Here is a 14,080-nt window from a genome sequence, read left to right as displayed (position 1 = left end):
CCGGTTATGCACAAAAATACTCCCGGGTAAGGGGAATACCTGCGTCTTGTTCTGCAACCGGCGGAAAGGCGAAGAAAAGATCAGCCTGTCGTAATCGCGCTGATACTCCGTACGTTCGTGTCTCTTTGCATTCTCATAATGCTCCATTCCAAACCTCTTTGCAGATAATAAGCGCTTCCAGTCCATATCCATTTTTCTTATATGCACAAAGATAACACCAACTATCCGAAAAACCGGTTCGTTGACATTTTTTTGATAAGATTATGGGAGCGATACCGGCAAAATCTCCACAAATAAGACTAAATTTGTATCCTTATTACAGAAAGGTTTATCAATGACTGACATTATCAAGCACGAATGCGGGATCGCAGTAATCCGCCTTCTCAAACCCCTCGATTACTATTACAATAAATACGGGACGTGGCAATACGGACTGGACAAAATGTACCTGCTCATGGAAAAGCAGCACAACCGCGGCCAGGAGGGGGCGGGACTGGGTGCCGTGAAGCTGGAGGCCTCTCCCGGGAACGAGTATATCTTCAGAGAACGTGCATTGGGATCAAGCGCCATCTCGGAGATATTTTCCACGGTACACACATCGTTTCAGCAATTCACAAAGGAACAACTGAGCGATATAGAGTTTGTCAAAAAAGCAGTTCCCTTTGCCTCGGAGCTTTTCATCGGACACCTGCGGTACAGCACTACGGGTAAAAGCGGCCTTACTTATGTGCATCCGCTCCTGCGCCGGAACAACTGGGCATCGAGAAGCCTTGCCCTGGCGGGAAATTTCAACATGACCAATGTGGATGAGATGTTCTGTCAGCTCCTTGAGGAAGGGCAGCATCCACGCGATTATGCCGACACCTTTGTCATGCTTGAATCCATCGGACATTATCTGGACCGCGAGGTACAATACCAGTACGATCATCTGAAAAAAGAGCAGTTGAACGGTCAGGAGGTGAGCCATCAGATCGGAGAAAAACTCGACATCCCTTTTCTTTTGAAACGGGCGTCCAGGATCTGGGACGGCGGCTACGCCCTCTGCGGCCTGATCGGCTGCGGCGATGCTTTTGTACTGCGTGATCCTTGGGGTATCCGCTCGGCATTCTATTACCATGACGATGAAATAGCCGTAGTGGCATCGGAACGGCCGGTCATCCAGACAGCATTCAACCTCAAGAAAGACGATGTACATGAACTACAGCCGGGAGAAGCGCTCATAGTAAAGCGCAACGGCTCTATCAATCTGCATCAGATACAGGAGAAGAAAGAAAAGATCACTCCCTGCTCATTCGAGAGGATCTATTTCTCACGCGGATCCGACTACGATATCTACAGGGAACGCAAAAAACTGGGTGAACTGCTGGTACCCAGAATTATGGAAGCCGTAGATGACGATTTCGACAATACGGTCTTCTCTTTTATTCCCAACACGGCGGAAGTAGCTTATTTCGGCATGTTGCAGGGGTTGGAGGATCACTTCAACCACAAAAAAGCGCTCACCATTCTCGAAAAGGGAAACTCACTGAGTAAGGAGGAAATTGACAGGATTCTCTCCAAGCGGGTCCGTTCGGAGAAAGTGGCCATCAAGGATATCAAACTGCGTACCTTCATTGCTCAGGGAAATACCAGGAATGATCTTGCAGCACACGTTTACGATGTAACCTACGGTTCATTGAAAAGAGGGGTTGACAACCTGGTCATTATCGATGATAGCATCGTCCGCGGGACAACGCTTAAACAGAGTATCATCAAGATCCTGGACCGGCTCGATCCCAAAAAGATCATTATCGTATCCTCTTCTCCCCAGATACGTTACCCCGACTGCTACGGTATAGACATGTCGAGAATGAGTGAGTTCATCGCTTTTAAAGCGGCCATAGAACTGCTGAAAGAACGCGGCATGCAGCATGTCATCGATGAGACGTACGAGAAATCGGTAGCCCAGCGCCATAAGAGAAAAGAGGAGATCATGAATCATGTAAAAGATATCTACGCTTCTTTTACCGAAGAAGAGATTTCCGCCAAAATAGCGCAGATGCTTACCTCTCAGGAGATAAAAGCCGAAGTGAAGATCGTTTTTCAACGTATTGAAGACCTGCACAGGGCGTGTCCCAATCACCGGGGCGACTGGTACTTCTCGGGCGACTATCCCACTCCCGGCGGAAACCGGCTGGTGAACAACGCATTTATCAATTATATCGAGGGTCAGGAGAACAAACCGCATCAATATTCGTTAAACTTCTCAAAGAGCGAAGAATGATTGAACGCATTATCATCATAGAGAATGTAGATCCGGTTGTTTTTTTCGGTATTAACAACAGCAACATACAACTGATCAAAACATTGTATCCCAAACTCCGTATTGTGGCAAGAGGCAATGTGATCAAGGCGATCGGCGAAGAAGAGGAACTGGCCGGTTTTGAAGAAAAGATCCGTGAACTGGAAAAGTTCAGCAACGAAATGAACGTGCTGAAAGAGGAGGATATCCTGGATATTGTAAAAGGCAAGGCGCCTGCCGTCGTGAATGTGGATAACCTCGTTATCCACGGCCTGAACGGGAAACCCATCCTTGCGCGCACCGCCAATCAGAAGAAGCTGGTGGAAGCATTCGACGAAAACGATATGGTGTTTGCTATCGGTCCGGCCGGATCGGGAAAGACCTATACCGCCATCGCACTGGCAGTCAGGGCACTCAAAACAAAGAAGGTACGGAAGATCATCCTGAGCCGTCCCGCCGTGGAAGCGGGTGAGAAACTGGGTTTCCTGCCCGGCGACATGAAGGAGAAAATCGACCCCTACCTGCAACCGCTCTACGATGCGCTGGAGGATATGATCCCACCCCTGAAACTGAAAGAGTACCTCGAAAACAAGATCATACAGATCGCTCCGCTCGCCTTTATGCGGGGGCGCACACTGAATGACGCCGTCATCATTCTCGATGAAGCGCAGAATACGACCAAGCCGCAGATAAAAATGTTCCTGACACGGCTGGGATTGAACGGAAAAATGATCATCACGGGCGATATCACACAGATCGACCTACCCCCCTCACAACAGTCGGGATTGATCCATGCTATGCAGGTGTTGCACGGCATCAAGGGTATTGCTACGGTGGAATTCAATAAAAAGGATATTGTACGGCATAAGCTCGTACAGAAAATAGTGGAGGCGTATGAGGATAGTGAAAAACGAAAAGTGAAAAACGAAAAGGAATATCAGAACCAAGAGTCAGGAGTCAAGAACCAAGACTTCTAAACTTCCTTACTTCTCAGTTCTTAGTTCTAGGTTCTCACTTCTAATCTCTAATTTCAATTAAATCAACCAATCAGACAACAATATGGATACATTGACAAGAACAGATTACAATTTCCCCGGACAGACGGGGGTATACCACGGAAAAGTACGCGATGTATACAGCATCGGGGAAGAGACACTGGTAATGATCGCTACTGACCGTATTTCGGCATTCGATGTGGTATTGCCCAAAGGTATTCCATACAAAGGACAGGTACTGAACCAGATCGCATCGAAATTCCTCGATGCCACTGCCGATATAGTACCCAACTGGAAAACAGCCTCTCCCGATCCTATGGTGACGGTAGGCCACAAATGCGAGCCTTACAAAGTGGAGATGGTGATCCGCGGTTATATTACGGGAAGCGCATGGCGTGAATATAAAAAAGGAGCGCGTACGCTCTGCGGACTCCCGCTACCAGAAGGATTACGTGAAAACCAGAAATTTGAAACACCCCTTATTACTCCCACCACAAAGGCCGATGAGGGACATGATGAAAATATCTCGAAGGAGGAAATCATTGCCCAGGGATTGGTGAGCAGGGAAGAGTATGAACAACTGGAAAAATATACGTACGAACTGTTCAAACGCGGCACCGAGATGGCGGCGGAGAAAGGATTGATCCTGGTCGATACCAAATATGAATTTGGCAGGAAAGATGGTAAGATCTACCTGATCGATGAGATCCACACTCCCGATTCATCGCGCTATTTTTACCGGGAAGGCTACGGAGAACGTTTCGAAAAAGGTGAGGAGCAGAAACAACTCTCCAAGGAATTTGTACGCAAATGGCTGATGGATAATGGGTTTCAGGGACAATCCGGGCAACAGGTTCCCGAAATGACCGACGAATACTGCCGAAGCGTCTCGGAAAGATACATCGAATTATACGAGAAAATTGTGGGGGAAAAGTTTGTGAAGGTCGATACGGATCATCTGGAATCGCGCATTGAGAAAAATATCAGGGACTTTTTAATTACCCACTGAACGCTTATCACGAAATAGCTGAGAATATAAAAAAATGGCCTACAAAGTAGAAAAGGTAAACCCCTATCATCCCGATCAACCCAAGAAGGAGCAGGTTATACGGATGTTCAATAAGATCGCGCCTACCTACGACAGATTGAACGGTACGCTGTCACTGGGGATCGATGATTATTGGCGGAGCGATGCATTGAAAGAGCTGAGAAAATATCCCCACAAACAGCTATTGGATATCGCCACCGGTACAGGCGACTTTGCTATTCTGGCACAGAAGATCCTGCAACCGGAAAAGATCTCGGCTGTGGACATCTCCGAAGGGATGATGAATGTCGGCAAAGAAAAGGTGAAGGCAAAAGGGTTGCAGGATATTATCACGTTCGAAGTGCAGGACTGCGCGGATATGACCTTCCCTGATAACAGTTTCGATGCGGCCACCATCGCTTTCGGAGTACGTAATTTCGAAGATATCGATAAAAGTTTTCAGGAAATACTCCGTATATTGAAGCCGGGCGGGGTATTTCTTTTTATCGAACTGACCACGCCGCAGACAACGCCCATGAAACAGTTGTATGCCACTTATACCAAATATGTGATGCCGGTTTTGTCCGGTATTTTCGCGACAGAACAGAAGGCGTACACTTACCTGCCCGAATCCATTGCTGCTTTTCCGCAAGGAAGAGAGATGATGTTGATATTGAAGAAGAACGGATTCGCCAACATCCGGTTAAGAAGGTATACCCTCGGTATTACGACCTTGTATATTGCAGAGAAACCGATATAGATTTAGGATTTGGGATCTCGGATATGGGATTTGGAAATTGGGAACTGGCAGCGGAATTGATGGGATAATTTGGTGATCTAACGATGTGGCGATGGGACATAAATCGTTGAATGATTACTTTGCTAAATCGTTAAATCATTAAATCGTTAAATCAAACAAATGGATACATACGGCCTGATTGGCTTTCCCCTGAAGCACTCTTTCTCGGCGAAATTCTTCACGGAGAAGTTCCGGCGCGAAGAGATTGATGCCGAATACCTGAATTTTGAGATCGAAGACATTCAGGATCTCCGTCATATCATTATATTCAATCAACATCTGAAAGGGATGAACGTCACTATTCCTTATAAAGAGAAAGTGATCCCCTTCCTGGATGAGGTTTCGCCGGAAGCCCGGAAGATCGCTGCCGTAAACGTAATCAAAGTGGACAGGAAACCCGGGGACATGTATTACTACAGGCTCACCGGCTATAACACGGATTATACGGGGTTTAAACAATCGCTCACCCCGCTGCTGAACCGCCCGATGCAGGGTGATGCTGCGCAAAGTCACCCCTCTCGGGATCCATCACCCCATCAAAAAGCGCTGATACTGGGTACCGGCGGCGCATCGAAAGCAGTTGCACAGGCGCTTACGGATCTGCTCATCGAGTGGAAATATGTATCCCGCACTCCCGGGAACAACAGGCTCACTTACAATGATATTTCCCCTGCGGTTGTCTCGGAGCATACTCTTATTATAAACGCTTCTCCTGTGGGGACCTTTCCGCAAACAGACCAATGCCCCGATATCCCGTATGCCCTTCTCACACCCCGCCATTTACTGTACGATCTGGTCTACAATCCCGAAGAAACCCTGTTTCTCCAAAAAGGAAAGGAGCGGGGAGCCGTCACCAAAAACGGCAGGGAGATGCTGGAACTCCAGGCGCTGGCGGCCTGGGAAATATGGAACAAATAACCGCCCCCTTACTTATCACAGTAAAGGGGCGATCGGATCCTTAGTCATTGTATAAGAAGATTATGTTAACTAAGAAATATATAGAGGTGCGATAGTGTAGTTTGATTTTTTACAATGACATCGGAATTTCCGTTACTTCCTGTTTCTGAGTAGCAGGCTGTTCCACTTCTTCTCCTTCTTCATTCAGGTAGAATACTTTTTCAGACTGGTCCTCCTTATTGGTTCCCTTCACTTTGACAATCTTTTGCTCTGCGTTATATTTCAGTGAGGCAACCTCATAAGTCTGCGCAATAGTGCGGACTGCATTCTGTACTTTCTCATTCAATTCCTCGAATTTAATATTCACAAAACCGTTGTCCTGCATCACTCCTGAAAATCCTGCCGACGGAGTTTCCTGTTCTATTCTCTCGGGCTCTTCCGTTTTTGCCGGAGCTTCCACTTCTTTCCCTTCAGCATCGAGATAAACTGTTTTGGCGGACTGATCATCCTTCTTTGTCAGTTTCACTTTCGTAAGTTGTTTTTCTGCATTGTATTTAAGCGCTTTTATATCGTATTCCTGAGTAAAGGCGCTTATCGCTGCCTGAACAACTTCACTGAGATCTTGCAATTGTACCTCGACAAAACCATCACCTTCATCCAAAATTATGGTAACCGAGGGTTGTTCCTGGATGGCATGTACTTTCTGAATGTTTGTCGTAATAAGCATACCTGCAATAATTGCGACTGATAAAATAACTTTTTTCATAACAATAAAATTTTAAAAAATAAAAACACATTGATTTTTATTCCGTTTGTTTTTACGACGACTTAACGCCGTTAATTATATATCAAATCGGATACCAAACCGGATCCAAAACACAGCAACAATAAAAAATATTGATTATCAGATTTTTAATGTTCAATTATAAAAAATATCCTGAACCTGAGAAGTGTGGAAAAAGTGTGGAAATTGTGGAAATATTCCACATATCGACCCTGCCATTCCACACTTTCGACAAAATAAACGTATACAAAAATCTACGATAATTGAAACATATCATGTATATTTGGCCCTGAAATACTCGATGAATGGAGTCAAAAAAATCGCCGGAACAAAGGGTCAGGATAAAAATAGGGTTGATATTTCTCGTGATTATCCTCTATTTTACCGGATTGTTCATCTACTCCTATTCTCTTAAAAAGAATATGGATATTCAAAAAGCGGAGATGGATAATTCATATAAAGTGCTGTCCACGAGCAATCAACTGATTATCTCCATCCAACAGGCACAGGAGATATTGAACATGTATCTGGCATCTCCCCGGCAGATCCTGCAACAACAATACGATTCCATCTCTTCCGACATATCCCTGCAAATACTGAACATACAGGATATGAAGCCTGAGAAGGGGCAGGATATCTTGTTACAGGATATCGATTCTTTGCTGCAGGAGAAAAACAGAATGGTGCGCAGACTGACGGGGCTGTTCAGATCTCAAAACCCACTGACGGAACTCGACGAGAAGATCAACCGGTATGATGAGATCATCCTGGATTCGGTCGTGGTAACCACCAATATTGACACGACACGGGTAGAAAAACAGAAAAAAGGTTTCTGGAAGCGGCTCAGGAATGTTTTTAATCCGGAACACGCGCCGGATACAACCATCAATATTACCCGTACCGAACAAGAAGCAAGATCCACTTCGAGAGTGGATACCGTAATGTATGCCGATCTCAAAAACACCACGGAAGAAGCTTCCAAATCCTACTCCTCCCGCATACAAGGAATCCAAAGAGAAGTACGGGAACTTTTGTTTGCCGAACAAAATATTTCCCTCCACATTTCCCAGCTTACCAATGAGTTTTACAATGAAACCATCCAGATAGCCTGGCGGGGAACGGAAAACAGCGAAGAGCTCACCCAAAGAATTTTCAGATTCGCTATCGTGGTCGGCGCACTCTCCATTTTTTTCATTCTTATCATCATCTTTTTTATTATCGACGACCTCAACAAAGGACAAAAGGCACGGACGGACCTGGCAAAAGAGAAACAACTTACAGAAGAGTTGATCGAGAGCCGGCATAAATTGCTGTTATCCGTATCCCATGATGTGAAAACACCCCTCAGTTCCATGATGGGATATATGGAGATGTGGGATTCGGAGGAGACGGATGAAGACAAAAAGCGGCAATTGCAGTCGGCCCGGAACTCGGGGAAGCACATCCTGAATATGCTGACCAACCTGCTTGAGTTCTCACGCCTGCAGCAAAAGTCGGGCACATTGCACTCCAGCCGTTTCAACCTTATTGAGTTGATGGAAGATATTACCCACATGTTTCAACCTTTTACGGAAGAAAAATCGTTGAACCTGGTGTTTGAAAATTTCGTCCCTTCGCCCCTGTATATAGAAACAGATTATACACTTCTGAAACAGATACTTACCAATGTGGTCTCCAATGCTGTAAAATATACACTTCAAGGTGGCGTCACCATACGGCTAGAGTATGACAGTCAACTGATTTTCACAGTGACCGACACCGGCATAGGGATGGATGCCGGAGAAGTGCCGGAGATCTTCAAACCCTTTTCCCGTATGCAAAACCCGTTGAAAGCAGAAGGGAGCGGCTTCGGGATGTATGTTACAAAAGGGTTGGTAGATATGCTGAAAGGGAGGATAGAGGTGGTCTCGGAGAAAGGAAAAGGAACCCGTGTCACCATTGCCCTGCCTGTCCGGCAGGTATCAGGGCAGACCGTTCCGGCCGGTATTGACGGAAACTCCGCCCTGCCCGTAAATAACAACTCTGCGCGAGAGGGTATGCGGTTCCACAAGATACTGATTTTTGAGGATGACCTCTCATTGGGAAATATGATCAGGGAGTTTCTTGTCCGTAACGGATACAAAGTAAAACTCTGTAGCAGCCCCCGGGATGTCAATGGGTTCCTGAGGGTCATCTCTATATTCGACATCGTATTTACCGATATGCAGATGACAGAGATAACGGGAACGGATATCCTGCGTGAGATCAGGAAAAAAGACGCCCGCATACCGGTCTGGTTGGTGACGGCATACGACGATTATACTACGGAGAAGGCTCTTTCAGAAGGATTTTCAGGTCTGATCAGGAAACCTATCCAAATGAGTGAGCTGCTTAAAACCATTTCCGGAAAGTCCTATCCGGAAAACAGGAAACAGGTACCGGTAGAAGATTCCCTTCAGGATAAGTTCCCCCAACTCGTCTCCCTGTTCGGCAATGATACGGAAACCATCAGGGATATTCTGTCGGGATTTGTTCAATCATCGCATCATGATACGAATCGCTTACAGGAACTCATAGAAAACGGCGCATTTGAAGAGGCACAACAACTCTGCCACAAGATATACCCCTTTCTCTGTCAATTGGATGCAGAGCATTTATGTACCGCTTTACGCAAGATGGACCAGCTAAGGGGACAAGATGAAACCTCTTATCCCGATTGGAAAGAAGGATTGACAAAAACAATTGCAGAGATAAGGATGTTTGCCGCCCATATCAGGAAAAACTGGCTATAAGAACTCTATCCGGCTAAGTGTGTGGAATGCTCCCGCTATAAACTTATGTTATATTGATGTATTTTGTTGTACAGTGTTTTCCTGTCGATCTGCAGCAGGATGGCGGCTTTGGTCTTATTCCCCCTCACCTGCTGGAGCGCCCTCAATATCTTCTCTTTCTCCTTCTCAGGCTCCACGGAGAGGGAAACATCCGCTTCCGGCAGGGATTCCTCTTTCTTTGCGGAGAGAACCGGTAAACTGTCGGGAGTAATAGCGTCACCCTTCGTAAAAAGTACCGCCCGGCGGATCACATTGCGCAGTTCTCTCAGGTTTCCGGGCCAGGCGTAAGCCTTCAACAGCGCCAGTGCTTCGGGAGAAACGGTGGACACCTCCCTGCCAAGTTCCCTGTTCGCCTCTTCCCTGAAATGGTCTGCGTACGACGGGATGTCCTCCGCACACTCCCGTAATGACGGCACCCGGATCATGAATTCATTCAGCCGATGATAGAGATCTTCCCTGAAATTTCCTTCGTCGATCGCTTTCTCCAGGTTTTCGTTGGTGGCGATGATTATGCGCACATCCACACTCAGATCCGTAGAGGTACCTACCGGCCTCACTTTTTTTTCCTGCAGGGTCCGCAGCAGTTGCATCTGCACTCCGTAGGGAAGATTCCCCACCTCATCGAGGAACAGGGTTCCCCCGTGTGCTTCCCTGAAAAAGCCGGTTTTATCTTCTATGGCAGAGGTGAACGACCCTTTCTTGTGTCCGAAAAGTTCACTCGGCGCCAGTTCAATGGACAAACTCCCGCAATCCACAGCAATGAAAGGCCCGTTGGCACGATTACTCCGGCTATGGATCAGACGGGCCACATGTTCCTTCCCTGTACCGCTTTCGCCTATGATCATCACCGCCATCTGGGTAGGTGCTACCAGATCGATATGAGTGTACATCTGCGTAGAAAGAAGGCTCTGTCCCTCTACAAATTCTCTGCTCTCCTTATAGGGTTTTCTTTCCGTTGGCTGTTTTTCAGGAGGAGAAATATTTTTCTGCCGGGCTTCAAAAGCCGCTTCAATTTTCTTCGTCAGGATATCGGGATTGACGGGTTTCTCCAGGAAATCGAATGCTCCCAGTTTGATGGCCGATACCGCCGTCTGGATCTCGCCGTAACCCGTCATAATGATTACCGGTATCGACAGGCGCTTTTCGTTCAGCCAGTTCAAAAGCATGATACCGTCGCCATCGGGCAGGCGCAGATCTGATAAGACAACCTGATAAGGCTCCGTTTGGTCAAGCGCCTCTTGCGCTGCTACCATGCCGGAGCATAAAGTTGCCGGAAACCCCTTTCTCTCGAACCACTTCTGAAGCATGGCTCCGAAAGAACGGTCATCCTCTACTATCAGTATTCTTCCGTTCCTCACCTCTAAAGACAGTTACGACGTAAAGATAGATTATTTATTTCTGATCGAAAAACAGGTGATTGGTACATTGATAAACGGTAACATTTTCAGGCGCCTGATTAAGTTTTTTTTTGATGCCGGGTAGGTTTATCGTGAAACGCGTCACAATCCGTTTTAGAAATAGCTATTTTCAGCCATTTAGTGTGGTTTTTCAAAGAAAATCACCTAATTTTGACAGCAAAACCCACATTTCATATGAACAAACTACCCTTGCATGAAGCCGGTTCAAGGCTGAAAAAGGTACAACAAGCCATTACAGAGATGCAGGCCGATGCCTGTATCATCACTTCAGCGGTCAATCAATACTGGCTGTGCGGATTTATTTTCGACGGTTATCTTTTTATATTTCCCGAAGGAGACCCGATACTGTTTGTGAAACGTCCTTCCGATATTGCGGACGAACGGGTTCAACCGATCCGTAAGCCCGAGCAGATCCCCGGAATACTGAGTGAGGCCGGGCTTCCATTGCCTGAGCGGATTTTGTTCGAAGCCGACCAGCTTTCCTTTAACGCTGCCACGCGCCTGCAGGCAGCGCTGGAAATGCCTCAGACGAAGAACATCTCGGGGGAATTGCGGAAGCTGCGGGCAGTGAAATCGGAATATGAATTAGAACAGATGCGTGAGAGCGCCCGGATCCATGCCAAAGTATATGAGCTGATCCCCTCTTTGTACCGTAAGGGAATGACCGACCTGGAACTACAGATCGAGATAGAGCGGCAGATGCGCCTACACGGGTCGGTGGGTATTTTCCGTTCTTTCGGCGAGAATATGGATATCTTTATGGGAAGCATGCTGGCCGGCGACAACGCCCAGGCGGCATCGCCCTACGATTACGCTTTGGGCGGTGAAGGCATGACCCCGCTTCTGCCCCTGGGAGCCAACGGCACACTGCTCGTACCGGGGACCACGCTGATGGTGGATATGGCGGGGAATTACCGCCCCTGGATGGACGACATGACCCGTACTTTCGCGATAGAACATGCACCCGATATCGCCTATAAAGCGCACCAGATATCTATCGATATCCACAATGCCATCATAAAGACCTTCCGGGCGGGCACCCTCTGTTCGGAGTTGTATCTTCTGGCGGAGGAAATGGTCAGGGAGAACGGGTTAACGCCCTATTTTATGGGAACCGTGCAACAGGCCAGATTCATCGGCCACGGCGTAGGACTGGAGATCAACGAGCCGCCGGTGCTCACACCCCGTTCGAAAGAGATACTGGAGCCCGGCATGGCATTCGCGCTGGAGCCCAAGTTCGTATTGCCCGGTATCGGCGCCGTGGGAATAGAGAACACCTATGTAGTCCACGAAACGGGCTTTGAAAAGATCACCCTCTGCGAAGAAGCGCTGGTAGGTATATAAAGGAACAGTAGTTACTCCCTGAAAGCCGAAAGAGATTTTTTTAGCAATTTTTTTTCCTGTGCCATTTCCCTGCCGGCGTTTCCTGCACATTTTAAACATATCGGGATGGGAGAGGGGCTGGCTTCATATTTTCGCATCTATCTTCTGCTCTATTTGTGCCATTTATCGATATTTTTGATATGTATAATATCTATTAAACGATATTATTGATACTATAAAATCTCTTGAAAATGTGAACAGCGTAAAAATTCATGCGGTTTACCGAAGTATGCCCGCGCAGCTGGCAAAGCAGAAGCGTTTTATGTATAAAACGGTGGAACAGGGCGGAAATAAAGAAAAATTTCAAAATGCAATAGAGTGGCTTTTGCAGGCAAATAGGTTGTTACCCTGCATTTTGGTCGAAATACCGCAACCGCCTTTGACTGCGTATTTTACAGAATCAATATTCAAATCGTATTACATATTCTTTTTAAGATCTAAGTTTGAGCAAAAGGGAAAACTATCTTCCATACAATTATTTCATTTCGCTGTAGGAAACTCGCAATATTCACTACGTCGATTACTTCGCAATTCATGTTCTTGGTGGGTGTAATGAAGTTCATACTCGTTTCATAACAAATAAGATATATTATCTGTTATTGGAAAAGGAGTAAGGGAAATCCTCCGGCTGGATTCCCCTCTGCTTATTGGGTTGGGGACTCATCCTGAAGGTGATCTCACCGCCGTTCATCAGGTCGCTGTGGGTAAGGAAATTCTTTGTATATCTTTTGCCGTTCAATGTCATCTCTTCGATATAGCGGTTCCCTTTTGCATTGTCCGTTGACTGGATCTTCAGGGTTTTCCCGTTCTCCAGGTCGATCTCTACTGATTTGAAGAGCGGCGAACCGAGGATATACTCATTGCTGCCGGGACAGACGGGATAGAATCCCAATGCAGAGAAGACATACCATGCGGAAGTCTGCCCGTTATCCTCGTCGCCGCAGTAACCGTCGGGAGCAGCGGAATAGAGTTTATCCATGATCTCCCTGGCCCAGTATTGGGCTTTCCATGGCTCTCCGCCGTAATTGTAGAGATAGACCATGTGCTGGATCGGCTGGTTGCCGTGCGCATATTGTCCCATGTCCATCACCTGCATCTCACGCATCTCGTGGATCATGGAGCGGCTTTGCATTCCCTCCAACCCCGGAATGACAAAAACGGAATCGAGCATATTGACGAACTCCCTGCGTCCTCCCATCAGGTCGATCAACCCCCGGGGGTCATGGAAGACAGACCAAGAGTAGTGCCAACTGTTCCCTTCGGTAAAATCGCGGCCCCAGTCGGTCGGGTCAAACATGTCGGAAAAAGAGCCGTCGTCCGCACGGCCCGCCATTAGCTTATGCGCAGGGTTGTAAAGGTTCCTGTAATTCATTGCCCGTTCGCCGTAAATAGCAATTTCCGACTCCGGCTTACCCAGGGCTTTCCCCAGGCGGTAGATGGTCCAGTCATTATAGGCATACTCCAGCGTGCGGGCTACATTCTGGCTGATCTTTACATTATTGGGGATATATCCGTAGTTATTATACTGTTCATAGCCGGTACGTCCCGAAGCAGCCACCGTGGGATGCACATTGTTGGCTCCGTGCTTGAGCGCCTCCCAGAGCGTTTCGATATCGTACCCCCTTAACCCTTTTAGGTATGCGTCGGCCACTACTGAGGCGGAGTTGTTACCCACCATAATATTCC

Annotated in this window: 10 protein-coding genes and 1 pseudogene; 7 read left to right on the top strand and 4 right to left on the bottom strand. The window is 47.1% G+C overall.

From position 1 onward, the window contains the following. Nucleotides 1-186: pseudogene (locus Q0502_RS13540) on the bottom strand (dehydrogenase); the annotation flags it as partial. Nucleotides 187-334: 148 nt separating this feature from the next. Here Q0502_RS13540 and Q0502_RS13535 point away from each other — a divergent pair. The 5 genes from Q0502_RS13535 to Q0502_RS13515 all read left to right on the top strand — a co-directional run bounded on the left by Q0502_RS13535 (nt 335) and on the right by Q0502_RS13515 (nt 6,020). Next, nucleotides 335-2,263 carry an amidophosphoribosyltransferase gene (locus tag Q0502_RS13535; RefSeq protein ID WP_298651626.1) on the top strand — a complete coding sequence of 643 codons (1,929 nt, stop codon included), beginning with the start codon at nt 335-337 and terminating at the stop codon, nt 2,261-2,263. Continuing rightward, the gene (locus Q0502_RS13530; protein ID WP_298651624.1) at nt 2,260-3,258 is read left to right on the top strand and encodes a PhoH family protein; all 999 of its coding nucleotides are present in this window, start codon (nt 2,260-2,262) and stop codon (nt 3,256-3,258) included. Before Q0502_RS13535 ends, Q0502_RS13530 begins: the two co-directional genes overlap by 4 nt. A gap of 82 nt (nt 3,259-3,340) precedes the next feature. Next, on the top strand, nt 3,341-4,285 hold the full coding sequence (locus tag Q0502_RS13525) for a phosphoribosylaminoimidazolesuccinocarboxamide synthase (RefSeq protein WP_298651621.1): 945 nt from the start codon (nt 3,341-3,343) through the stop codon (nt 4,283-4,285). A gap of 34 nt (nt 4,286-4,319) precedes the next feature. Further along, nucleotides 4,320-5,063: a bifunctional demethylmenaquinone methyltransferase/2-methoxy-6-polyprenyl-1,4-benzoquinol methylase UbiE gene (gene ubiE, locus Q0502_RS13520; RefSeq protein ID WP_298651618.1), complete on the top strand. Its 744-nt coding sequence runs from the start codon at nt 4,320-4,322 to the stop codon at nt 5,061-5,063. Nucleotides 5,064-5,222: 159 nt separating this feature from the next. Further along, the gene (locus Q0502_RS13515) at nt 5,223-6,020 is read left to right on the top strand and encodes a shikimate dehydrogenase (RefSeq protein WP_298651615.1); all 798 of its coding nucleotides are present in this window, start codon (nt 5,223-5,225) and stop codon (nt 6,018-6,020) included. A 109-nt stretch (nt 6,021-6,129) separates the two neighbouring features. Here Q0502_RS13515 and Q0502_RS13510 read toward each other — a convergent pair whose 3' ends face one another. After that, on the bottom strand, nt 6,130-6,765 hold the full coding sequence (locus tag Q0502_RS13510) for a hypothetical protein (protein ID WP_298651612.1): 636 nt from the start codon (nt 6,763-6,765) through the stop codon (nt 6,130-6,132). Nucleotides 6,766-7,088: 323 nt separating this feature from the next. Here Q0502_RS13510 and Q0502_RS13505 point away from each other — a divergent pair, with 323 nt between their 5' ends. Then, nucleotides 7,089-9,554 carry a hybrid sensor histidine kinase/response regulator gene (locus Q0502_RS13505; RefSeq protein WP_298651610.1) on the top strand — a complete coding sequence of 822 codons (2,466 nt, stop codon included), beginning with the start codon at nt 7,089-7,091 and terminating at the stop codon, nt 9,552-9,554. A gap of 35 nt (nt 9,555-9,589) precedes the next feature. Here Q0502_RS13505 and Q0502_RS13500 read toward each other — a convergent pair whose 3' ends face one another. Then, nucleotides 9,590-10,951 carry a sigma-54 dependent transcriptional regulator gene (locus Q0502_RS13500; protein ID WP_298651607.1) on the bottom strand — a complete coding sequence of 454 codons (1,362 nt, stop codon included), beginning with the start codon at nt 10,949-10,951 and terminating at the stop codon, nt 9,590-9,592. A gap of 234 nt (nt 10,952-11,185) precedes the next feature. On the opposite strand from Q0502_RS13500, the gene Q0502_RS13495 reads away from it, so the two are divergent. After that, a complete protein-coding gene (locus Q0502_RS13495) occupies nt 11,186-12,355 on the top strand; it encodes a Xaa-Pro peptidase family protein (protein ID WP_298651604.1) in 1,170 nt (389 codons plus the stop codon). A gap of 628 nt (nt 12,356-12,983) precedes the next feature. Here Q0502_RS13495 and Q0502_RS13490 read toward each other — a convergent pair. Then, nucleotides 12,984-14,080: glycoside hydrolase family 92 protein (locus Q0502_RS13490; protein WP_298651602.1), on the bottom strand; the 1,097-nt coding region annotated here is incomplete at its 5' end.

The organism is uncultured Proteiniphilum sp., assembly GCF_937873925.1.
In the GTDB taxonomy this organism is placed as follows: Bacteria; Bacteroidota; Bacteroidia; order Bacteroidales; family Dysgonomonadaceae; genus Proteiniphilum.
The sequence above is the reverse complement of the archived record's forward strand: the minus strand, read 5'-3'. Positions and strand labels throughout refer to the sequence as shown.

Coding starts and splice junctions, on each gene's coding strand:
- Q0502_RS13535 (WP_298651626.1), top strand. CDS start 335: ATGACTGACATTATCAAGCACGAATGCGGGATCGCAGTAATCCGCCTT.
- Q0502_RS13530 (WP_298651624.1), top strand. CDS start 2,260: ATGATTGAACGCATTATCATCATAGAGAATGTAGATCCGGTTGTTTTT.
- Q0502_RS13525 (WP_298651621.1), top strand. CDS start 3,341: ATGGATACATTGACAAGAACAGATTACAATTTCCCCGGACAGACGGGG.
- ubiE (WP_298651618.1), top strand. CDS start 4,320: ATGGCCTACAAAGTAGAAAAGGTAAACCCCTATCATCCCGATCAACCC.
- Q0502_RS13515 (WP_298651615.1), top strand. CDS start 5,223: ATGGATACATACGGCCTGATTGGCTTTCCCCTGAAGCACTCTTTCTCG.
- Q0502_RS13510 (WP_298651612.1), bottom strand. CDS start 6,765: ATGAAAAAAGTTATTTTATCAGTCGCAATTATTGCAGGTATGCTTATT.
- Q0502_RS13505 (WP_298651610.1), top strand. CDS start 7,089: ATGGAGTCAAAAAAATCGCCGGAACAAAGGGTCAGGATAAAAATAGGG.
- Q0502_RS13495 (WP_298651604.1), top strand. CDS start 11,186: ATGAACAAACTACCCTTGCATGAAGCCGGTTCAAGGCTGAAAAAGGTA.